The following is a 22183-nucleotide window of genomic DNA, read 5'->3' on the forward strand; positions in this document are numbered from 1 at the left end:
ACGGACACTCAGGTGACGTGCAGCACAGATATTAATCATCAAACTCATTCACCGCAAGGCTTACGGGATGCCTGCCGGTGGTGCGGCGTGGCTGTCCGACATCGCCACCGCGATCATGACGTCGATGTTCACCGCGACCAACGTCGGAGGTCGGGCGCGGAGACTGCTTTGATCGCCACGCGGGTGTGGCTGCATCTTCAGGGAGGACTTCGACAAAGTCGCCGAGCAGTAGACGGGTCTGCACACCCACGGTACGGGCCAGCTGACAGGGGATCGCGCTGGTCGAGCTGGTTGGCAGGTGCTCGCCAACCAGCGGGCGCTCGTTGCTGACCTCGTCGCGCGGTTCCGTACGGCCATCGATCCCCGTATCGTGGACGACGCCTCCGTCGTCGCCCTCATGGCCCTGATGCGGGGCAGCCACCGAGCTCTCCGTCAACGCCTCGGCAGAACGCGACGCGGCTGCGCTCGAAGCGGCGGCTCTCCTCGTCGAGGGCAGGCTCATCACGGATTGAACTCTCGATCTGCCGTGATGTGTGCTGGCAGGCTGGGGTCATGACGACCACCAACGGTCCGTCGCAGCGCTCGCGGGAGCGCAACGTGCGAGGGCAGGGTGACCGGTTGCGTGAGGAGGTCCTCGAGGCCCTGGCGCGGCTGGTGTCCGACGATGCGCGGATGGCGCCGCTGCCGGTGTCGTTGCGGGAGGTAGCGCGGGAGGCCGGAGTCACTGCGCCGGCGATCTACCGGCACTTCGCGACCAAGGAGGAGCTCGGTGAGGCCGCTGTCGCCGACGGCTTCGCGCGCCTGCTGGCTGCGATGCGGGAGGCGGATGCCCGCGCCCGTGCGGCGGACGACGATCCGGCGGCGGCCCTCGCGGCGCAGGCGCACGCCTACTGCCGCTTTGCCGGCGAGCACCGCGGCCAGTTCCGGTTGATGTTGCGCTGGATCGTGCCCGGTGCTTCGGGTGAGGGCGCCGCCGCGCTCGCCGCCCAGTGGCGGGCGGCGGTGGAGCGGTTGCGCGAGCGCGGCATCGAGCTGACCCAGGACGAGGACGACGCCGCCACCTTCGTGTGGGCTTCGGTGCACGGACGCCTCGCGCTCGACCCGACGCTATCGGCGGTGTGGCCACGATCCGCCGGTAGCGGCATGACCGAGTTCGTCGACCGTCTGGTCGCCTCGCTCGTTGCTGTCGCAAGGCGACGCTGATTTCACCGGTCCGAGTCGTCCGGGGCGGGAACAGTCTCGTGGCGGGAGCAGGGCCGCTCCGTGCCCGTCCGCTTAACGCGTGTATATTTATAGTTGTTTAGTGAGAGGAGTGATTCATGAGCTCCACCACGGGGACGCGGCTGACAGGCAAGGGTGCCGTGGTGATCGGCGGCGGCCAGACCCCGGGGCCGACGGTGGGCAATGGTCGGGCCACCGCCCTGACGTTCGCCCGCGAGGGCGCGAAGGTCCTCGTCGTGGACCTCGACGAGGGCTCGGCACGCGACACCGTCGACGAGATCCGGGCCGCTGGTGGTACGGCGACCGCGCGCCGGGCCGACATCACCGACGAGGCCGACTGCGCCGCCCTGCCGGGTGCGGCGGTCGACGTGTTGGGTCGGATCGACGTGCTGCACCACAACGTCGGGATCGTCCCGCGGGGCAACAGCGACGAGCTGTCGCTGGCGGACTGGCAACACGGTTTCGACGTCAACCTCACCGGCATGTGGCTGGTGTGCAAGTACGTCATTCCCGTGATGCGTGAGGCCGGCGGGGGATCGGTCGTGTTGATCTCCTCGCTGGCGGGAGGGCTGGCCGGCGGCGCCACGATCGCCTACACGACCGCGAAGGCGGCGGTGAACTCGATGGGACGCTCGCTGGCACTGGAGAACGCCGCCGCCGGGGTGCGGGTGAACGTCATCGCACCGGGCATGATCGATACCCCCATGGGCGTCGACGACGTTGCCCGCGCCTCGGGAACGCCTCGAGAGCAGGTGGCGGCCCAACGCGCGGCGATGATCCCGATGGGCCACCAGGGCACCAGCTGGGACGTCGCCAATGCAGCACTGTTCCTGGCCAGTGCGGAAGCCGCGTTCGTCACCGGGGCGATCCTGCCCGTCGACGGCGGCTCGGCTCTGGGCCTGCCGCGGACGTAGAGGGGGAGCAGATGACCGACCGTCGTGCCGAGGGCGTACGCGTGGTCCGCGAGATGCTCCCCGAGATCGCCGAACAGATGATCGGACCGGACGGCGAGAACGCGATGGAGGGGCAGTTCGCCGGGGAGATCGGCGAGTTCGCTCTGACCCACGCCTTCGGGGGTCTGTGGACCCGACCCGGTCTGGACCACCGTGCTCGCAGCCTGGTCACCCTCGGCATCCTCATCGCCCTCGGGGCCGAGGAGGAACTCGCCATCCACCTGGACGCCGCCAGGCGCAACGGGCTCACGGTCGGCGAGCTCGAAGAAGTCGTATACCACGCCACCGGCTACGTGGGCTTCCCAATGGCCGGCCGCGCGCGGGCCGTCGGTCGGCGAGTGCTCGGCGACGACCACCAGGGCGGCGCGGACCTGGGCGTGTCTGATGGCTGCAACTGTAAGGATCGAGGAGAAGATGTCGGAGACGGTCCCGCTGTACATGGCCCGTGACGGGCTCGGCCCCGCCGCGGAGGCGGTCGCACTGCGCGAGAGCGGAGAGGTGGCTCCGACTCGGATCACCCTCGGCTCCGGCGAGGCGTGGCTGGTCACTCGCTACGAGGACGTCCGCGCGGTGCTCGGCGACTCGGAGCGGTTCTCGAACGCAGCGACAATGCTCGCCGGTGGGTCGGAGGCAGCCGGGGGTCTGTCCGCCGAGGAGCTGGAGCGGATGCGGAAGGGGCAGCTGCTCGCGTTCGACCCGCCGGAGCACACCCAGCTGCGGCGATTCCTCACTCCGGAGTTCACGATGCGTCGGATCCGTGCCCTCGAGCCTCGGATCGGCGAGATCGTCGATGAGCACCTGGACCTGGTGGAGCGACTCGGGCCGGGTGCGGACCTGGTGCCGAACTTCGCGCTGCCGATCCCGTCCCTGGTGATCTGCGAGCTGCTGGGCGTCCCATACGCGGACCGTGCCGGCTTCCAGGAACGCACGTCGCGGCAGACCGACACCTCGCTGCCGGCAGAGGAGCGTTCCCGGCTGAGTCGTGAGGGGCTGGTCTACATGCGCGGGCTGGTCGAGCGCGCGCAGGCCGACCCGGGCGAGGACATCCTGGGCATGTTGGTGCGCGATCACGCGGACGATCTCGATGCCGACGCGCTGACCAACATCGCGGGTCTGCTGCTCACCGCAGGCCACGAGACCACCGCCAACATGCTGGCTATGACCACGATCGCCCTGGTCACTCACCCCGACCAGCTGGTGTGGCTGCGCGAACACCTCGACGAGCCCGTCGCTCTCAACGGGGCGATCGAAGAGTTGCTGCGGTTCCTGTCCGTCGCGCACTCCGGCATCCCCCGTACCGCCACCACCGATGTCGAGATCGGCGGGACGACGATCCGGGCGGGCGAGAAGGTGCTGTTCGCGCTGTCCCCGGCCAACCGCGACCCCCGATTCCTGGACGAGCCGGACACCCTCGACCTCACCCGCAAGCCCGGGGCGCATGTCGCGTTCGGCTACGGGCCGCACCACTGTCTCGGGGCGCCGCTGGCCCGCGCCGAGTTGCGGGTCGCGCTGCCGGCGCTCCTGCGCCGCTTCCCGGACCTGGCACTCGGGGGGCCGTTCGAGGAGATCCCGTTCCGCCCGCACCATGTCGTCTACGGCGTTGAGTCGTTGCCGGTGACCTGGTGACCTACTCCCGCTAGGTCACCGGGATCGTCCTGCCGGTCGATGCGGCCTTCACCAACCACTGATCCCGAGGATCGGGAACGGTTCCGCTGCTCCCGCTACAACGCGAATTGTTACACTCGTCTCGTCGTCGACAGCGTGCCGTCATGGTTCACCGATGCTCTGGCCGCTCCGGTCGAGGTTGCTGAGGTCGAGGTGGCGAACGCCCCGGCGCGCTTCCGTGCGTGGGGCGCGGCGGGCCCGCTCGTGCTCGTGCTCGTGCGCGGCGGCGGCGCGCACAGCCCTTGGTGGGACTACATCGGTCCGTTGCTCGCGACCCTCCGGCGGGTCGTCGCACTCGACCTGACAGGCCACGGCGACTCGGGCCGCCGTCCGGAGTACAGCCGGGCCTGCTGGGCGGAGGGGTCCTCGCCGTGGCCCACGCCGGCGGCGCCGGCTCCCGTCGTCGTCGGGCACAGCATGGGGGGCCCGTCACATTCACGGCGGCGCGGCTTCTCGGCTCGGAGCTGGGCGGCGCGGTGATCGTCGACACCACGGTGCGCGAGCTCCCTCCTGAGGAGGCCGCGGCCCGTGACCGGCGCGCGCTCGGGCCGCTGCGCGTCTACCCCAGCCGGGAGCAGGCGGTCCGGAACTTCCGCCTGGTACCCGATCAGGTCAGGCAACTGCTCTCCTGCCGGTATCGTCGCGGAACGCAGAGCCACTACGGATGGGGCTCGGTGAGCGGTGCGAACGTCGAGTAGTCGGCCACCGGGGATACTGCCGCGTCATCAGCGCCGCTGATCACGACCCGCATCCGGAAGCGGTCAGGGGAGACGAGCGTCCACTGGTACGCGAGCGGCGCACCGCCGGCGTCGAACATGACCCGAGCCATCTGGAGGAGGGGGTCGCCCACGCGCACGCGCAGCGCGGCGGCGACCGGGGCGTCCGCGACGGTCGCCCCGACCTCGTCGACGGCCCGGTGGACGACGCGTCCGGCGCGTCGCAGCAGTTCGACCAGCGTGTGGTCGTGCAGGTCGTCGGCCCGCAGGAGGTCTCCGACCGACGGTTCGAGGTAGTTGGTCAGGTGCCGGAGCGGCTGGTCGTTCCGCCGCCGGACACGGGTGATCTTGAGGACCTCCGTCAGATCGTCGAGCTGCAGCGCCTTCGCGACCTCGTAGGGTGCAGGCACGCGGACGTACTCCAGGACATCGACGGCGGTGTGCTCCGCGGCCCGCTCGATGCCGCGCACGTGCTCGTCCATCGACAGCGCCATGCCGATGGGCAGGTTGCGCAGTACTCGGGTGCCACGGCCCGGCCGCCGCTCGACGAGCTTCTCCGACTCCAACGTGAGCAGGGCGCGGCGGACCGTGGCGCGGGAGACGTCGTACATCTGCATGAGGGTGAGTTCGCCGGGGATCTGATCGCCCGGTCCGTAGCGACCGGAGGCGATGGCACTGCGCAGCACGGTGGACAGCTGGTGGTGCAGCGGGGTGCCCAGCTCCCGCTCGAGACCGCCGATCACGACCCGCCGCCCAGCCACGGGCGCCGCGCGAGGTACGCCGCTTCGTGGGTGTCGATGGTGGGAAGCCGCGACAGCGTCGCCGCGATCTCGTCCAGGCCGTTCAACAGCGCGTCGCGCTGATATGCGCCGATCGCGAAGGCGTGTCGCGCGTCGTCGGGTGCCGTCACGGTGCACTCCTGCAGATCGACCGTGAAGCGACCATCGGGACGTTCCGCGGCGGTGGTGAGCAGGCGCTCGACCACATCGTGGCCCAACCGTACGGGCAGCACACCGTTCTTGACGCAGTTGCCCGCGAAGATGTCGCCGAACGAGGGCGCGATGATGCACCGCAGGCCGATTCCGACGAGTGCCCAGACGGCCATCTCACGTGACGACCCGCATCCGAAGTTCTCCCGGGCGATCAGGATCCCCGCCGTGTCGTACGGCGGCCGGTTCAGCACGAACTCGGGGTTCGGCGTGCCGTCCTCGGCGTAGCGGTGCGCCGCGAACGCGTTCGGACCCATCTTGTGCCGGTCGGAGAGCACCTCGCGCGCCGAGGGCCAGTGTCGCACCGGGGTGACGCCGGGACCGGGGAAGATGTCGTCGGTGTTGACGTCGGACCAGGGCAGCGGAGCGGCGACGGCGGTGAGCACGGTGAACGGTTCCACGCGTCACCGCCCGGCGAGGGTGGGCAGCGTGCGTACGTCCACGAAGTGCCCGGCGACGCCGGCCGCCACGGCCATGGCCGGGCTGACCAGGTGGGTGCGCGCGCCGGCACCCTGCCGGTTCTCGAAGTTGCGGTTGGACGTCGAGGCGCACCGCTGCCCGGCCGCGACGCTGTCGTTGGCGCTCGCGAAGCACATCGAGCACCCGGCCTCGCGCCACTCGAAGCCCGCTTCGGTGAACACGTCGTGGAGGCCTTCGTCCTCTGCCGCGCGTTTGACGAGGCCGGACCCCGGAACGACCATGCCGTGGACGCCGGGTGCGAGCCGTCGCCCGCGGGCGACGGCCGCCGCGGCCCGTAGGTCCTCGAGGCGCGAGTTCGTGCACGATCCGACGAAGACCCGGTCGACCGGGATGTCGGTGATCGGGGTGCCGGGGGCGAGGTCCATGTACGTGAGCGCCCGCTGCCGGCTCGCTGCCTTCGCCGCGGTCGGCGCGGAGGCCGGATCGGGCACCCGGCCGTCGACCGGCACCACGTCGTCCGGTGAGGTACCCCAGGTGACCTGGGGAGCGAGGCCGGTGACGTCGAGCCGGACGTCCCGGTCGAAGACCGCCCCCCGGTCGGTGTCCAGGGTCCGCCAGTGGGCGAGCGCGGAGTCCCACAGCTCGCCCTCCGGGGCCATCGGCCGCCCGCGGAGCCAGTCGAACGTAACCTCGTCGGGCGCGACCAGCCCGCACCGCGCGCCGGCCTCGACGGCCATGTTGCACAGCGTGAGCCGGCCGGGAACCGACAGCCGGGTGACTGCCTCGCCCGCGAACTCGATGGCGTGCCCGATGCCGCCGCCTGCGCCGATCGCGCCGAGCACGGCGAGCGCCACGTCCTTGGCGCTCACCGGCTCGTCGATCCGGCCCTCGATCGTCACCCGCATCGTGCGCGACGGCTTCTGCATGAGGGTCTGCGTCGCCAGGACGTGCTCCAGCTCGGAGGACCCGATGCCGAAGGCGAGTGCGCCGAGTGCCCCATGGCTCGACGAATGGCTGTCCGGGCAGACGATGACGAGCCCTGGCTGCGTGAACCCCTGCTCGGGGCCCACCACGTGGACGATCCCGCGCCGCGGATCATCCATATCGATATAGGGGATGCTCATATCCGCGCAGTTGTTGCGAAGCTCGGCGATGAGCCGCAACGAGCCGCGCCGCGGCGTGGCGTCGGTCCTGGTGGCGACGGTGTGGTCGGCCATCGCGAGCGTCGCGCCGGGGCGGCGTACGTTCCGCCCGCGCTCTCGGAGGCCCTGAAAGGCCGACGGGCTCGTGGCCTCGTAGATCAGCTGGCGATCGACCGCCAGGAGGCAGGTGCCGTCGGGGAGCCGGTCGACGACGTGGTCGTCCCAGATCTTCTCGTAGAGCGTCTTCAGCTGCGTCACGTGCCGCTCCTCGACGTGGCCCCCCACGACCACCGGGTTGACGGTCTGTACGGACATAGAGACAATGCTGGCAAGAGTACAGGCTCCTCAAATCGAGGAGCAAGGAAGCCGTGGGGCAACCACAGTCACGCCGGCCGACGGAGAGCGGGAGCATGACGACGAGCTACGACCTGGTGATCCGGCGCGGCACGGTGGCGGACGGTTCCGGCGGGGAGCTGTTCGAGGCCGACGTCGCGGTGCGCGACGGAACCGTCGCCGCTGTCGGCCCCGACCTCGCGGCGGGCACGGAGGAGATCGATGCGACGGGGCTGCTGGTCACGCCGGGCTACGTCGACATCCACACCCACTACGACGGACAGGTGACCTGGGAGAACCGCCTGTCCCCGTCGTCGGGCCACGGGGTCACGACGGTCGTCACCGGCAACTGTGGCGTCGGGTTCGCGCCGTGCCGCCCCGAGGACCAGACCGAGCTCGTCGAGCTGATGGCCGGGGTGGAGGACATCCCCGAGGTCGTCATGACCGAGGGTCTGTCCTGGACGTGGACCACGTTCCCGGAGTACCTCGACACGGTCGCCCGTCGTCCGCACGACATCGACGTCGCCGCGATGGTGCCGCACTCGGCGCTGCGCGTGTACGCGATGGGGCGGCGCGCGATCGAGCGGGAGTCGGCCACCGAGGGTGAAATCGCGCGTATGGGCGAGCTGATGCGGGAGGCGATGGCTGCGGGAGCGATCGGTTTCGGCACCTCCCGTGCGCTGCAGCAGAAGAGCGTGCACGGCGAGCCGATCCCGACCGTCCGCGCCGCCGAGGACGAGCTGCGCGGCATCCTCCTGGCGATGGCCGAGGGCGGCGGCGGCGTGTTCCAGGCCCTGTCCGACTTCGACGAGTTCGCCGACGTCGACGGCGAGTTCGCGATGTTCCGGCGGCTCGTCACGGGCTCCGGGCGGCCGCTGTCGTTCACACTCAACCAGAAGCACCGTGACCCGGATGGCTGGCGGCGTCTGTTGGAGCTCACTGCGGAGGCGAGCGCCGAAGGGCTGCCGATCACCGCGCAGGTGCTGGGGCGCCCGACGGGTCTTCTTCTCGGGCACGACGTCACGCTGAGCCCGTTCTCCCGGTGCCCCAGCTATGCCGCCCTCGCGGACCTGCCACTCGATGCTCGCGTCCGTGAGCTGCGGCGATCGGAGGTCCGCCGGCGGGTCCTCGTCGAGGCTGCCGGGCACAACCGCCGGGCGTGGCGGTTTCGGTTCGAGCTCGGCGACCCGCCGAACTACGAGCCCGATCCGACGGACAGCCTCGAGGCCAGGGCCGCCCGTGAGGGCACCACGCCCGAGGCGCTCGCCTACGATCTCCTGCTCACCGGCGATGGCCGCGGCCTGCTGTTCGAGGCCTTCCAGAACTACGCGGACGGCTCGCTGCAGGCTGCCTACGAGATGATGGTGCACCCGGACACGGTGCTGGGCCTCGGTGACGGCGGAGCGCACCTCGGCCTCATCTGCGACGCCAGCTACCCCACGACGATGCTCGCGCACTGGACCCGGGACCGGACCAGGGGACCGCGCATGTCCATTCCGGCCGCGGTCAAGGCGATGACCTCGGACACGGCACGCGCGGTCGGACTCCACGACCGCGGGCGCATCGCGCCGGGGTGCAAGGCCGATGTCAACGTCATCGACTACGACCGGCTGCGGCTACACCGACCCGAGGTCGTCCGCGACCTCCCGGCCGGCGGGCGGCGCATCGTGCAGCGAGCCGACGGTTACGTCGCCACTCTCGTGAGCGGCACCGTCACCTATCGCGGTGGTGCGCCGACCGGTGCCCTGCCCGGGCGGCTCGTGCGCGGACCACGGCACGCTCCCTCCGCCGACGTGCGGTAGCCGACCTCGCCGACGCTCGACCAGCCAGACCCGCCGCCAGCCAGATCCGGTCAAGGAGGACCGACGTGATGTCGTGGAGTCGTACGGGGAAGGTCTCGGCCGTGGTGGTGGTCGCCGCGGTGCTGACGGCATGTGGCGGCGTGGCCGAGCCGTCGTCCGGTGCCGCTGCAACCGACGAGAGCGCGGTGCTCAAGGCAGGGTGGTCGGTGGCGCCGACGAATCTCGACCCGGTGATGGCGACCAGCGAGACCGTCTGGTTCCGCTTCGGGATGACGGCGATCTACGACCGGCTGTTCACCGTCGATGCGGCCGGCGAGGCCAAGGGGATGCTCGTCGAGGAGTACGGGTACAGCGACGACGGGTTGCAGCTGACGATGGGGCTCCGGGAGGACGTGAGCTTCCGTGACGGGCGTGCGCTCGACGCCGAGGTCGTGAAGGTCAACCTCGATCGGGCCCGGACGGTGCAGAGCCCTGTGGTCAAGGAGCGGATGGAGGCCGTGACCGCGGTCGATGTCACCGGACCGTTCGAGGTGCGGCTGACACTCGCGACGCCCACCCCGTCGATGCCGTACATCCTGGCCGAGTGTGCCGGGTTCATGGTGCACCCGGACCTGATCGCCAATGGCGACCCGGCGACCGAGACCAACGGGTCGGGCGCGTACTCGGTGGAGAGCTTCATCCCGGGCGAGTCGCTCGTGCTCGTGCGCGACCGCACCGACTACTGGGATCCCGAGGCGGCGAAGGTGGCTCGGATCGAACATCACGCGATTCCGGACTTCCAAGCGTTCTCCAACGCGGTCGCGGCCGGCCAGATCGACATCGGCCAGTTCCAGCCGAACAACGTCGCCTCCATCGAGGGTCGCCGCGGGCTGAAGACCGTTCCCGTCCCGATGGGCACGAGCGTCGACCTGATGTTCAACCGGGCCGTGGCGCCGATGGATCACCTGGAGGTCCGGCAGGCGATCAACTTCGCGCTCGACCGCGACGCCATCACACAGGCGCTCTACCCCGGGTCGGAGCCCAAGTCCCAGTACTACCGGGACGGGCTGAGCGGGCACGATCCGGAGGGGGCGCCCGTCACGCGCGATGTCGCCAGGGCCCGGGAGCTGTTGGCCGAGGCCGGCTTCCCGAACGGCCTCGACATCGGTGAGGTGCTGATCTCCGCCGCGGTGACCGGGGGCCTCGCCGAGGTCGTGCAGGAGCAGCTGGCCGAGGCAGGCATCCGGATGACCCCGGTCAACGTCGACCCGCTGCAGATCTTCTCGCGATGGGCGGAAGGCAGGAACACCGCGCACTTGAACTTCTCGGCCTCGGGAACCGAACCGGGCGCCGGCGCTGCGACGATGTGGGGGCCCCGGCGGAACCCGGCCGGGACGACGCCGGAGTTCGACCGGATCCTCGCCGCGGCTGCGGACAACCGGGTCAGCCAGGAGCAGCGCGACGCCGGTTACCGGGAGCTCAACCGGTTCCTGCGCGACGAAGTGTGGTCGGCCCCGATCGCCTGGATCAACTACCCGTGGGTGATGACCGAGCGGCTGGAGGGGTTCAGCGCCGAGATGGACTACGCCACGACCCTGGGCCCCTTCGACTTCCGGTACCTGTCGATGACGGCGGAGGACTGACGCGGACAGGCGGCGTCGGGCTGGTCACGCCTGCCCGACGCCCACGAAGCCCCGACCAACCCGGATATTCCCACCGAAGCGGCAGAGAAGGCGCAATGATGCAGCCAGTCACGTTCACGGTATCGACGGCATTGGGGGCCGAGCAGCCTCTCTTCCAGGTGGCGTGGGTCTTCCTGCCACCGCCGGACACGGCGCCCAAGGCGGCTTTGGTGTGCCTCCCCGGCGGGACCTACGACAAGCGGTACTGGCACATGGAGATCGACGGCCATGCGGGTTACAGCTTCGCTGAACACCTGGCCGATCAGGGCTTCATCGTCGTCGCGGTCGATCATCTGGGCGTCGGTGAGAGCTCGGACCCGGACGAGACCGTGATCTTGGACCTTCCTCGCCTTGCTGATGGTGATGCCGAGGTGGCTCGGCAAATCCGGGCGCGGCTCGAGGACGGGGACCTGGTCCACGGGCTCGCACCGATCGACCTCCCTTTGATCGGAGTTGGGCACTCGATGGGCGCGTGCCTGACGGCAATGGTGCAGGCGAGGGCGAAGCCCTATGACGCCGTTGCCCTGCTCGGCTACGGGGCCCAGGTTCCGACCAGCAATTCCCGCACCGTCGAAGGCAGCACCCTCGAGTCCCGGATCGCAGACAGTGCCGCCCGCCTTCGAGAGGCCGCAGGACATGCCGAGAATGCCCGCTGGACGATGGTGCCCCGCGCGCGGCTGCGCGCCCACTTCCACTCCCCGGACGTGCCCGACGACGTCGTGGCCGCTGACAACGCTGCCGAGAGCCGGGCTCCCCTGCCGGCCTGCCACGAGGTGACCGCGCCCGGGTATGCGGAGCCGTACATGGCGGAGATCGACGTGCCTGTCTTCCTCGGTTTCGGAGGGGGAGTGGACTCGACCTCAGATGGCCATGCCGAGCCGGGCTATTACCGAGCATGCACGGACGTGACGCTCTACCTGCTGCCGGGGGCAGCCCACTGCCACAACTTCGCGAGCAACCGCGAGGTCCTCTGGGACCGCCTCGGTGCGTGGGCAACATCCCAGCTGTCCGGACATGCCGAGGCGCCGGCCGGTGACGGCTCCGTCCGGACGACCCTGACCGAGAAGCGATCATGGGCATGAGACGTCTTCTGGCCCTCCTCGCAACCGCCCTCGTGGTGGTGATGCTGTCAGCCTGTGGGGGAGACGGCGGGGAACCGGCCGATGCAGCGCCTGGGACCGCCGAATCGGAGATCGACCCGAACGCCACTCTGCGGTATGCCGGTCAGGTGGGCATCCCCGATCTGGATCCACACCGGGCGAGATCGGAGGTTCTGTCCTTCAGCTACGGGCTCGGCATGGTCTATGACCGGTTGTTCACGGTGACGGCCGATGGCAAGACCGAGGGCATGCTGGTCACGGACTGGGAGCTCTCCATGGACGGGACGATCATGTCCATGAACCTGCGTGAAGACGTCACCTTCCGGGACGGGGCGCCAGTGGACGCCGCGGCCGTGAAGGTCAACCTGGATCGTGCCCGAACTCTCGAGACGCCGGTCGTCAAGGCGCAGATGGCCGCAGTCCAGGAAGTTCTGGTCACCGGCCCCTACCAGGTTCAACTCCAGCTCTCCCGACCGACACCGGCGATGCCCTACGTCCTGGCGATGATGTCCGGATACATCATGCATCCGGCCCTGATCGCGAACGGCGACCCGCGGACGGAGGCCAACGGATCTGGACCCTATGCGGTCGAATCCTTCGTCCCCACGAAATCTTTGACCTTGGTTCGCGACGGGAACTACTGGGACCCCGAGGCGGCCAAGCTGGCCCGCATCGAGTACACCACCATCGGCGATCCTCAGGCCTTCCTGAACGCACTGCGGGGCGGGCAGGTCGACATCGGACAGATGCAGCCCGGGGAGGCATCGGGACTCGACACCGTCCCCGGCATCAACATCGTGCGTGTTCCGCATGGCATTGGTGTCAGCCTGTATCTGAACTACGGACGCGAGCCCTTGGACGACATTCGCGTCCGGCAGGCCATCAACTATGCCTACAATCGAGAAGCGATCACCGGAGCGTTGTTGCCGGGATCGGTGCCGGCGTATCAGCACTACCGGGAGGGTCTTCCCGGATATGACCCCGAGCTTGAGAAAAGCTACGAGTACGACCCTGCGGAGGCCAGGCGACTGTTGACTGAGGCCGGTTACCCCGGCGGCATCGATCTGGGTGAGGTAATGATCAGCCAGGCCTTGCCCAGCCCGATCGGCGACGTCATGCAGGAACAGTTGTCCGAAGCCGGGATTCGGATCCAACCCGTCGTCGTCGACAGCGTGGCGATATTCCAGCAATGGGCCAGTGGCCAGTACTCCGGGCAGATCAGCTTCAACGGCACGGGCAGCGAGCCCGGCCTCGGCGCCGTGCACCGGTGGAAGACGCCCTCGAGCAACCCCGCGCCGACCACTCCCGAGTTCGAGGAAATGCTCACCGCGGCTTCGGATAGCCGCCTGACCGATACGGAACGGATCGCCCGCTACGAGGAACTCAACGGATATCTCGTGGAACAGGCCTGGGCGGCTCCGATCTCTTGGCTGAACTTCCCATGGGTGATGAGCGACCGGGTTCAGGGGTTTTCCGCCGAGAACGACTATGCCACCACTATTGGCCCGTACGACTTCCGGTACCTGTCGATGACGGCGGAAGACTGAAGCGGGCAGGGGGCGTCGGGCTGGTCACGCCTGTCCGACGCCCACGATGCTCAGTGCGAACTCCGTGTACTCGCGTGCCACCCGCTGCGGGGTGAGTGGGCCGTCGTCGTTGAACCAGCGCGCGATGCTGACGCACATCTCGCGGATGGCGAACGACCCGAGGGCGGGCGTCTCGATGGTGAACCGCCCGGTGTCGACACCCTCGGCGATGATGTCGCGCAGTGCGTGCTCGTGCTCCCGCCGACGTGCCTGCATCTGTGTTCGGTAGGGCTCATCGAGGCTGGAGGTGTCCCGGTTGACGACGATGGCCTCGCGGCGGTGCGTCGCGTGGCGCTGCGCATAGATCCGGGTGGCGTGGTACAGGCGATCGAGCGGGTCCGTACGACCGGCGGTGGCGGCGTGAAAGTCGTCGAGCACGCCGTCGACCGTGCGCTCGACGATGGTCAGCAGCAGCTCGTGCTTGGAGCGCATGTGGTTGTAGAGACTGGGGGTGCGGACACCCAGGGCCTCGGCGATCTGGCTGAGGGCCGTGCCGTGGTAGCCGCGTTGAGCGAAAAGCGTGAGCGCCGCGTCGAGGACCGCCTCGCTGGTGACGGTCTCGCGGGCCCCGATGCCTGTCATGCGGCGTCCCGCCGCCCCTGACGGCCGCTCACGGGCGGTGCCGGACGATGCGAAGGGCGAACTCGGCGAACTCGTCGGCGACCTGCTCGGCGGTCCGGGCGCCGTCCTCGCGGAACCAGCGCGCAATGCTCACGCTCATCTCGAGGATCGCGAACGACGCCAGCGCCGGGTCTCCGACGCTGAACACGCCACGTCGCGTGCCATCGGCGATGATGGCGCGGATCGCCTGCTCATGCTCCCGCCGCCGCTCTCGGATTCGGCTGAGCTCCGGCTCGGGGAGGCTCGTGGCGTCGCGGTTCACGACCAGCGCCTCCCGCCGGTGCGTGGCATGGCGCAGCGCGTACACCCGGGTGGCGCGCCGCAGGCGCTCGGCCGGGTCCGGGACGTCCCGCACCGCGGCGTGGAAGTCGGCGAGGACGTCGTCCAGCGTGCGGCTCACGATCGTCTCGAGGAGCGCCTGCTTGGATCGCATGTGGTTGTAGAGACTGGGTGTCCGGATGCCCAGCGCTTCCGCGATCTGGCTCAACGCCGTGCCGTGGTAGCCGCGGGTGGCGAACAGGGTCAGGGCCGCGTCCAGCACCGCGGCGCTGCTGACGACGGCCCGGGTCGCCGGTGCCGCGGAGCCGGCATCCGCCAGGGGCATGCGGCCCACCTTAGCCACGCGGGCTCGCCCGCCCATGGGTGGCGGCAGCCGTGGTTCGGTCTCCTGCGACGTCCGCGGCACCAGGCTCCCTCGTCGATACGCTAACTATTGCTCGTTCATGTTAGCGGCGTAGTCACCGCAGCCGCGGCGTCGGCGGCGCGACGCCAGAGCTCGGGTTGTGAGCCTCCCACCTCGGCGATCCAGGTGCCACTGCAGTCGAGATCGAGATGAACCGAGCCGCGTAGCCGTCTTGCAGGCTCCACGTGGAGGAGCTAGATTCGGCGTATTAACGAGCGTTAGCTAGTCTCGTCCCTGCACGATGCCGGAGGATCTCGATGACGAGCCACCAGGAAGACCCGCCGATGGCGGCTGAACCCGTGATCGACTGGCTCGCGGTCAGCCGCTCGAAGCCGTTCGCGGAGCTCGTCGCCCGCCGAGGCCGATTCGTCCGTACCGCCGCAGTCGTGCTGCTGGCCTGGTTCGCCGCGTTCCTGGCCGTGGTCGGGGCGGCTCCGGATCTGGCGGGATCGGTGGTCGGCGCCGGGATGACAGTCGGCTTCCTCCTCGGCCTGAGTCAGTTCGTACTGGCCTGGGCGCTGACCTGGAGGTACCTGCGCCTCTCCACGAGCGTGTTCGCTGGTCTGGAGGAGCGCGCGCGAGCTGCGGCCGGGCTCCCGGCCGGCGCGGAGGCGGCGGCCTCGTGAACGCCACGCGACTGATCGCCTTCGCGCTCCTGGTCGGGGTCACGTTGATGATCACCGTCTGGGCGTCCCGGCGGACTCGCTCTGCGACGGAGTTCTTCGCCGCGGGCCGCAGCATCTCGGGGCCGCAGAACGGGCTGGCCATCGCGGGGGACCTGATGTCTGCCGCGACCTTCCTCGGTTTCACCGGCCTGATGTACCTGTCCGGATTCGACGGCTGGATCATGCCGTCGGTCACCCTGGTCGCCTTCGTGCTGATCCTGCTGCTGTTCGCCGAGCGGATGCGCAACACCGGGCGGTTCACCGTGGCCGACGTCCTGTCGTTCCGGCTCCGGGAGCGCCCCGTCCGCGCGGCCACGGCTGCCTCGACGGTGCTGGTCGCGGTGATCTACCTGGTGGCGCAGCTCGTCGGTGCCGGGGTCCTCATCCGAGCCCTGACCGGCCTCGATTTCGCCCCCGCCGTCGTCGTGACGGGCCTGGCGATGCTCGCGTACGTGGTGTTCGGCGGCATGCTCGCCACGACCTGGGTTCAGATCATCAAGGCCGTCCTGCTCCTCGTCGCCGGCGTTGCCCTGAGCATCGGTGTGCTGATGCGAACCGGCTTCGACCTCGGCGTCCTGTTCACCACCGCGGCGGCGAACCATCCGGCGGGCGACGCCTACCTCGCACCGGGCGGCTCGGGCCGGTCCTTCCTCGACACGGTCTCGGTCGCGCTCGCCTTCGCCATCGGCACAGCGGCGCTACCGCACATCCTGATCCGCTTCTTCACCGTCCCCGACGCGAAGCAGGCAAGGAGCTCGGCCGGCTGGGCCACGGCGCTGATCGGCGCGTTCTTCGTGATGACCGCCGTCATCGGCTTCGGGGCCCGGGCAGTGCTGCCGCCGGAAGCAGCCGAGGCCGTGGGGGCGAGCGGGAACCTTGCGGCGCCGTTGCTCGCCGAGTTCCTCGGTGGGGGCCCCGGAACGCTGGGTGGGGACGTGTTCATCGCGTTCGTCTCGGCCGTTGCGTTCGCCACCATCCTCGCGGTGGTCGCCGGGCTGGTGCTCTCAGCGTCCGGCGCGGTCGCACACGACCTGTGGGCGGGGGTCATCCGGCGGGGACGCGCGGCGGGCGACGGGACGACGGTGGCGCGCATCGCTGCCGCGGGGATCGGTGTCGTCGCCATCCTGATCACCCTCGGCGCGGGCCCGAACTTCAACGTCGCCTTCCTCGTCGGGCTCGCACTGTCGGTTGCCGCGGGGGCGAACTTCCCCGCCCTCCTGCTGGCCTTGACCTGGCGGCGGTTCACCACGACCGGCGCCATCGTCGGCATCGGGGCCGGGCTGGTGACCTCTGTGGTGTTCATCGTGCTGGGCCCGTCGGTCTGGCCCGGCGGCGCCGCGGCAGCGCCTTACCCGGTCGAGTACCCGACCCTCGTCGCCTTGCCCGTCGGCTTCCTGGCCTGCTGGCTCGGCTCCGTGCTGTCCCGGGAACGGGGGGCCGCACGCTCGTTCGACGAGCTACAGGTTCGTTCCCAGACCGGTTTGGGGTCGGAGGAGACCCCGGTCGCGAGCCGCTGAGCAGTCCGGCCCCGAGACGTTCGAGATGCCCGGGCCGTTCGAGATGAAGGAGGAGGTGCGCGGTGCTGCGCACGGAGTACATCGCCACGGTGCCCGAGATCCTCGCGGGGCACGCCCGGGAGCGTCCCGACCGGATCGCGTTCGTCGACGACGAGCGGGCCGTGACCTACGGGCAGCTCGCCGGCACCACCGCCCGGCTCGCCGGGCACCTGCAGGAGCTGGGGCTCGAACGCGGCGACCGCGTCCTGCTCTACCTGGACAACCGGGTGGAGGTCGCGGAGTCCTATCTGGCGGTCCCACGGGCCGGTGCCGTTGCGGTGTGCGCGAATCCGCAGGCGGCCCTCGCTGAGGTGGCCCACATCCTCGACGACAGCGGATCGAGGGTTGTCGTCACGGACGCGGCGCACCTGGAAGGCGTGCGCCGGCTGATGGAGACCCGAACGCGCGTGCTGGCCGTCGTCGTGGTCGGCGTCGTGGGTGGCCCCGCTGGCACGGTTCCCGAACTCGGTTACGCCGACCTGCTCGCGAGGCCCGCTGCCGACCCTCGGGACTGTCTCGGTCTCGACGACACCGCCTGGATGCTCTACACGTCCGGAACGACCGGACGGCCGAAGGGCGTGTATCTCACGCAGCGCGGCTGCTTCTGGGTGGTCGCGTCGTGTTGGGCGCCGATCGCGGGCCTCGGTCCTGACGACGTGCTGCTCTCGGCACTGCCGCTCTTCCACTCCTACGCGCTGGTGCTGTGCGTGCTCGGGGTGGCGGCGGTCGGCGCGAGCGAACGGATCCTGCCCCGATTCTCCGTGAACGAGGTTCAGCACCGACTGGCGGCAGGCGGGCCGGAAGGCGTCGCGACCATCTTCCCCGGCGTGCCGACGATGTTCCACTACCTGCTCGACCGGACCAGCACGGGCGAGCTGTCTGCCCCCGCGCTGAGGTTGTGCATCTCGGCAGGCGCGATCCTGCCGGCCGCCGTCAACGAGAGCTTCGAGAAGGCCTTCGGGGTCCCGCTCCTCGATGGCTACGGCATCACCGAGACCTCGACCATGGTGACGATGAACTGGCCGGACGGGACGCGGGTCATGGGTTCGTGCGGCCTGCCGCTGCCCGGGCTGAGTGTCCGGCTGGTGCACCCGTCCACGCTGCGGGACGTCCTGCCCGGCGAGGAGGGCGAGGTCTGGGTGCAGGGCCCCAACGTCACACCGGGGTACCACAACCTGCCAGAGGCATCGGCCGCGGTGCTCGTCGACGGGTGGTACCGCACCGGTGACCTCGCCCGTCGTGACGAGAACGGCTATCTCCGGATCAGCGGACGCACCAAGGAGCTGATCATCCGGGGTGGCGAGAACATCTACCCCGCCGAGGTCGAGGACGCGCTGCTGGCATCGGCGGCGGTGCGGGACGTCGCCGTGGTCGGAGTGCCGCACGAGCATCTCGGCGAGACACCGGTCGCGTTCGTGGTGGCGCACCATGCCGGAGAGCTGGACCACGAGGCGGTGCTGGCCGAGGCGCGCGGTCGCCTGTCGTCGTTCAAGGTCCCGGATCGGCTCATCGAGGTCGAGCAGATCCCCCGCACGGGTTCGGGCAAGATCCTCCGCTTCCAGCTGCAGCAGCGCCTGATGACGGACCCGACTGGCGGGTGACGGCCCCCACGTGTGATGGCGGGGCATCCTGGTCTTGTCTAGGGTTACTAAAGAGCGTTAGTTAGTGAGGAGCGGCAATGGAGCTGAGCAACACGTTCAGCGTGTCCCAACCGATCGACCGCGCCTGGGCGGTCATCACCGATCTCGAGCGGGTGGCCCCCTGCTTGCCGGGGGCCGCGCTCATCGGCGTGGAGGGTGAGGATTTCCGCGGTGCCGTGAAGATCAAGGTCGGCCCGGTGACGGCGCAGTACGAGGGTGTCGCCCGGTTCGCCCAGCGCGACGACCAGGCCCATCGGGCCGTTCTCCGCGCCGAGGGGCGTGACGTGCGCGGGCAGGGCAATGCCGCCACCACGATCGACCTTCGGCTGCAGTCCCGGGGCGCCGGCACCGAGGTCCTCATCGACACCGAGCTCGAGCTGGCCGGTCGGGTCGCCCAGTTCGGGCGCGGGGTGATCGCCGACGTCAGTGGCAAGTTGATCGGCCAGTTCGCGCAGCGACTGGAGGCCGAGATGTCCCGCGAGCAGGCATCGGTGCCGCCTGCGACGAACGGAGTGGCCGTGGCGTCGCCTGCGCGGCCCGCGGTCGAGGACGTGGAGCCACTCGACCTGATGTCCGCGGGCGGTTCGGCGCTCGCGGCGGTGATGGTGAAGCAGGCGGCCCCCGTCGCCGGTGCGGTGCTGGGGCTGCTCCTCGGCTGGCTGCTCGGGCGCCGTAGCGGATCCGGCACACGGGATGCGGCGGCTGCACCGCTCGTGGTGCATCTCGTGCTGCCCAGTCGTTCCCGGACCACCGCTCCCGGCATCGACGTCACGAGAGGAAGCAATGGCTGAGCAGACCGTCCAGCGCGAGAAGGACCTGTACATCGACGGCCGCTGGGTTCCCGGCGGCGGCGCGGACCTGGAGGTGGAGAACCCGGCGACCGAGGAGGTCACCGGAGTGATCACCCAGGCGTCACCCGCCGACGTGGAGGCGGCCGTCGCCGCGGCCGGAGCGGCGTTCGCGGAGTGGTCGGCGACGCCCGTTGCCGAGCGGGCCGCGGCACTGCGGCGGGTGCGCGCCGTGATCGCGGAGCGGGCCGACGTGTTCGCCGACATCATCCACCGGGAGCAGGGCTCCCCGCCCAAGCTGGCTCGCGGACTGCATGTCGATACCCCGCTCGGCGTCATCGACGCCACGGTCGAGGCGCTGGAGCGGTTCCCGTTCAGCGGCCGGATCGGCAACTCGGAGATCCGGCGCGAGCCGGTCGGCGTGGTCGCGGCGATCACGCCGTGGAACCTGCCCCTGCACCAGGTGATCGTGAAGGTGGTCCCGGCGCTCGCCGCAGGCGCCACCGTGGTGCTGAAGCCCGCCGGACTCACCCCGTTGGCCGCGTTCGAACTCGCCAGGGCCTTCGACTCCGCAGGCCTGCCGGCCGGGGTGTTCAACCTGGTACCCGGCAGCGGGCGGGTCGTGGGCGACCAGCTCACCCGACACGAGGGCGTCGACCAGGTGTCGTTCACGGGCTCGACCCCGGTCGGGAGGCGCATCGCGGGCGTCGCGGCGGAGACGCTCACGCGCGTGACGCTGGAACTGGGCGGGAAGTCTGCAAGCGTGGTCCTCGCCGACACCTCCGACGAGCTGCTCGCCAAGGCGGTCAAGATCACCGTGGCGAACTGTTTCCTCAACGGCGGCCAGACCTGCACCGCGCTGTCCCGGCTGGTCGTGCCGAAGGGCCGGCTCGGGCAGGTCGAGGAGCTCGCGGCGGCGGCGGCCGCCAAGTACGAGCCGGGGAGCCGGCTCGGCCCGTTGATCTCGGCGGAGCAGCGCAAGGAGGTCGAGTCGTTCCTTGCGCCGGGCGCGGGTGGCCGGGACGCGGTTGCCGTCACCGGGCCCGTTGCGCTGCCCGACCGCGGCTACTTCGTGGCTCCGACGGTGGTCTCCCGAGTGGACCCCGACTCGCGGCTGGCCCAGGAGGAGGTGTTCGGGCCGGTGCTGTCGATCCTCACCGCCGACTCCGACGACGACGCGGTGGCGATCGCGAACAACAGCATCTACGGCCTCGGCGGCGCCGTGTGGAGTACCGACGACGACGCCGCGCTGGCGGTCGCCGGCCGGCTGCGCACAGGGCAGGTCGACGTCAATGGCGCCGCCTTCAACCCCGCGGCCCCGTTCGGCGGGTACAAGCAGTCCGGCACCGGCAGGGAGATCGGCGAGTACGGCATCGCCGATGTGTGCGAGATCAAGGCGGTCCAGCGGTGAGCCAGGCGGAAACACGGGACTACCCGCACGCCGTGCGCGCCGCCGTGTTGCGCGAGGTCGGCGAGCCGATGGCCGTCGAGACCATCCGCCTCCGGGCCGTCGGCCCGGGCGACGTCCGGGTCCGGATCGATCAGACCGGCGTGTGCCATTCGGATCTGTCCCTCGCCAGGGGCGTGCTCGCCCAGCCGCTGCCCGCCGTCCTCGGCCACGAAGCCTGCGGAACGATCGCCGAGATCGGCGACGAGGTCACCGACCTGGCTGCCGGGCAGCGCGTCATCCTGCTGTGGATCACACCTTGCGGGCACTGCTTCCACTGCACCCACGATGAACCGCACCTGTGTGCGACCGGCTCGACCCGCGCCCACGAGCCGTACGCCGTGACCGCGGCCGGAGAGCCGGTCTACCCCGGCCTCACCGTGGGGTCGTTCGCGGAACAGACCGTCGTGCCTCGCGGTGCGGTGGTCGCCGTCCCGGACGACATCGACACCGCCGACGCGGCGCTCCTCGGTTGCGCCGTGACCACCGGCGTCGGCGCGGTCGTGGCCACCGCGAAGGTCACCTCCGGCTCGTCCGTACTGGTCATCGGGCTGGGTGGGGTCGGCCTGTCGGTTCTGCAGGGCGCCCGGCTCGCCGGGGCGTCGACGGTGATCGCGGTGGACCGCAACACCGACAAGGCGCACCAGGCCAAGGCCGCCGGCGCCACCCACTTCGTCGCGGCCGACGACGACACGAAGAAGGCGGTCCGCGCGCTCACCGAGAAGCGCGGCGCCGACTATGCGTTCGACTGCGTCGGCTCGTCGCGCACGATCCGGGACATGTGGTCGATGACCCGGCGCGGAGGCGCCGCCACCGTCGTCGGGATCGGCGGCAAGGACGACATGGTCTCGTTCAGCGCGCTGGAGCTGTTCCACTTCGCCCGCACCCTGCGCGGCTGCGTCGCCGGGTCGCTCGACGCCGTGGCCGACATGCCGCGGTTCTTCGACTGGGTCCGCTCCGGCGAGCTCGACCTGCGCGGCCTCGTCACCGGGCACGGCGCGCTCGCCGAGGTCAACCACGCCCTCGACGAGCTCGCCGCCGGCCGGGGCGTCCGCACGCTGCTCACCCCGGCCGAGGGAGCGCGATGAAGATCGGTGCGATCGAGATCCTCCCCGTTCTGGACGGTACGGGGCGCGAGGCCGCACACGAGGTGTTGACCAGGCCGGGTGTGCCGGATGCCTGGTCGTGCCATCCGG

General features: G+C 70.2%; 21 protein-coding genes. 15 read left to right on the forward strand and 6 right to left on the reverse strand.

What is annotated here, in order from left to right:
* Positions 1–31: 31 nt before the first annotated feature.
* The gene (locus FB558_RS18815) at positions 32–505 is read right to left on the reverse strand and encodes a hypothetical protein (protein ID WP_142055261.1); all 474 of its coding nucleotides are present in this window, start codon (positions 503–505) and stop codon (positions 32–34) included.
* A 47-nt stretch (positions 506–552) separates the two neighbouring features.
* On the opposite strand from FB558_RS18815, the gene FB558_RS18820 reads away from it, so the two are divergent.
* The 5 genes from FB558_RS18820 to FB558_RS18840 all read left to right on the forward strand — a co-directional run bounded on the left by FB558_RS18820 (position 553) and on the right by FB558_RS18840 (position 4319).
* Entirely contained in the window at positions 553–1203 is a 651-nt protein-coding gene (locus FB558_RS18820) for a TetR/AcrR family transcriptional regulator (protein WP_142055263.1), read from the forward strand.
* Between the two features lie 116 nt (positions 1204–1319).
* Positions 1320–2135 (forward strand): SDR family NAD(P)-dependent oxidoreductase, encoded by an 816-nt coding sequence (locus FB558_RS18825; protein ID WP_142055265.1) that lies wholly within the window; start codon positions 1320–1322, stop codon positions 2133–2135.
* Between the two features lie 53 nt (positions 2136–2188).
* Positions 2189–2623, forward strand: coding sequence for a carboxymuconolactone decarboxylase family protein (locus tag FB558_RS18830; RefSeq protein WP_246106607.1), 435 nt, complete (start codon positions 2189–2191; stop codon positions 2621–2623).
* Positions 2589–3800, forward strand: a complete 1212-nt coding sequence (locus tag FB558_RS18835; protein WP_142055269.1) for a cytochrome P450 — start codon at positions 2589–2591, stop codon at positions 3798–3800. The genes FB558_RS18830 and FB558_RS18835 overlap by 35 nt, the downstream gene beginning before the upstream one ends.
* 192 nt (positions 3801–3992) lie before the next feature.
* The gene (locus tag FB558_RS18840; RefSeq protein ID WP_170231400.1) at positions 3993–4319 is read left to right on the forward strand and encodes an alpha/beta fold hydrolase; all 327 of its coding nucleotides are present in this window, start codon (positions 3993–3995) and stop codon (positions 4317–4319) included.
* 178 nt (positions 4320–4497) lie between these two features.
* On the opposite strand, the gene FB558_RS18845 is transcribed toward FB558_RS18840, so the two are convergent.
* The 3 genes from FB558_RS18845 to leuC are packed head-to-tail and all read right to left on the reverse strand — an operon-like array spanning position 4498 to position 7421.
* Complete coding sequence (locus FB558_RS18845) at positions 4498–5316, reverse strand: GntR family transcriptional regulator (RefSeq protein ID WP_170231401.1); 819 nt, start codon at positions 5314–5316, stop codon at positions 4498–4500.
* Entirely contained in the window at positions 5295–5945 is a 651-nt protein-coding gene (gene leuD / locus FB558_RS18850) for a 3-isopropylmalate dehydratase small subunit (RefSeq protein ID WP_142055275.1), read from the reverse strand. The genes FB558_RS18845 and leuD overlap by 22 nt, the downstream gene beginning before the upstream one ends.
* 3 nt (positions 5946–5948) lie before the next feature.
* A complete protein-coding gene (gene leuC / locus FB558_RS18855; RefSeq protein ID WP_142055277.1) occupies positions 5949–7421 on the reverse strand; it encodes a 3-isopropylmalate dehydratase large subunit in 1473 nt (490 codons plus the stop codon).
* Positions 7422–7516: 95 nt separating this feature from the next.
* On the opposite strand from leuC, the gene FB558_RS18860 reads away from it, so the two are divergent.
* From FB558_RS18860 to FB558_RS18875, 4 genes are all read left to right on the forward strand, one after another.
* The gene (locus FB558_RS18860) at positions 7517–9241 is read left to right on the forward strand and encodes an N-acyl-D-amino-acid deacylase family protein (protein ID WP_142055279.1); all 1725 of its coding nucleotides are present in this window, start codon (positions 7517–7519) and stop codon (positions 9239–9241) included.
* A 68-nt stretch (positions 9242–9309) separates the two neighbouring features.
* Positions 9310–10863 (forward strand): ABC transporter substrate-binding protein, encoded by a 1554-nt coding sequence (locus tag FB558_RS18865; protein WP_246106690.1) that lies wholly within the window; start codon positions 9310–9312, stop codon positions 10861–10863.
* Between the two features lie 95 nt (positions 10864–10958).
* A complete protein-coding gene (locus FB558_RS18870) occupies positions 10959–11984 on the forward strand; it encodes an alpha/beta hydrolase (RefSeq protein ID WP_142055283.1) in 1026 nt (341 codons plus the stop codon).
* The gene (locus tag FB558_RS18875) at positions 11981–13549 is read left to right on the forward strand and encodes an ABC transporter substrate-binding protein (RefSeq protein WP_170231402.1); all 1569 of its coding nucleotides are present in this window, start codon (positions 11981–11983) and stop codon (positions 13547–13549) included. The genes FB558_RS18870 and FB558_RS18875 overlap by 4 nt, the downstream gene beginning before the upstream one ends.
* 24 nt (positions 13550–13573) lie before the next feature.
* Here the strand turns inward: FB558_RS18875 and FB558_RS18880 are convergent, their stop codons facing one another.
* Both FB558_RS18880 and FB558_RS18885 read right to left on the reverse strand, forming a co-directional pair.
* On the reverse strand, positions 13574–14170 hold the full coding sequence (locus FB558_RS18880; protein WP_142055286.1) for a TetR/AcrR family transcriptional regulator: 597 nt from the start codon (positions 14168–14170) through the stop codon (positions 13574–13576).
* Between the two features lie 28 nt (positions 14171–14198).
* Positions 14199–14813 carry a TetR/AcrR family transcriptional regulator gene (locus FB558_RS18885; RefSeq protein WP_142055288.1) on the reverse strand — a complete coding sequence of 205 codons (615 nt, stop codon included), beginning with the start codon at positions 14811–14813 and terminating at the stop codon, positions 14199–14201.
* Between the two features lie 362 nt (positions 14814–15175).
* On the opposite strand from FB558_RS18885, the gene FB558_RS18890 reads away from it, so the two are divergent.
* From FB558_RS18890 to FB558_RS18915, 6 genes are all read left to right on the forward strand, one after another.
* A complete protein-coding gene (locus FB558_RS18890; RefSeq protein ID WP_170231403.1) occupies positions 15176–15517 on the forward strand; it encodes a DUF485 domain-containing protein in 342 nt (113 codons plus the stop codon).
* On the forward strand, positions 15514–17073 hold the full coding sequence (locus tag FB558_RS18895) for a solute symporter family protein (RefSeq protein WP_142055292.1): 1560 nt from the start codon (positions 15514–15516) through the stop codon (positions 17071–17073). Before FB558_RS18890 ends, FB558_RS18895 begins: the two co-directional genes overlap by 4 nt.
* A gap of 62 nt (positions 17074–17135) precedes the next feature.
* Positions 17136–18713 (forward strand): class I adenylate-forming enzyme family protein, encoded by a 1578-nt coding sequence (locus tag FB558_RS18900; RefSeq protein ID WP_142055294.1) that lies wholly within the window; start codon positions 17136–17138, stop codon positions 18711–18713.
* Positions 18714–18790: 77 nt separating this feature from the next.
* Positions 18791–19543, forward strand: coding sequence for an SRPBCC family protein (locus FB558_RS18905; RefSeq protein ID WP_142055296.1), 753 nt, complete (start codon positions 18791–18793; stop codon positions 19541–19543).
* Complete coding sequence (locus tag FB558_RS18910; RefSeq protein WP_142055298.1) at positions 19536–20951, forward strand: aldehyde dehydrogenase family protein; 1416 nt, start codon at positions 19536–19538, stop codon at positions 20949–20951. The genes FB558_RS18905 and FB558_RS18910 overlap by 8 nt, the downstream gene beginning before the upstream one ends.
* Positions 20948–22075 carry a Zn-dependent alcohol dehydrogenase gene (locus FB558_RS18915; RefSeq protein ID WP_246106608.1) on the forward strand — a complete coding sequence of 376 codons (1128 nt, stop codon included), beginning with the start codon at positions 20948–20950 and terminating at the stop codon, positions 22073–22075. The genes FB558_RS18910 and FB558_RS18915 overlap by 4 nt, the downstream gene beginning before the upstream one ends.
* Positions 22076–22183 lie beyond the last annotated feature (108 nt).

The organism is Pseudonocardia kunmingensis (assembly GCF_006716445.1).
GTDB classification, from domain to species: domain Bacteria; phylum Actinomycetota; class Actinomycetes; order Mycobacteriales; family Pseudonocardiaceae; genus Pseudonocardia; species Pseudonocardia kunmingensis.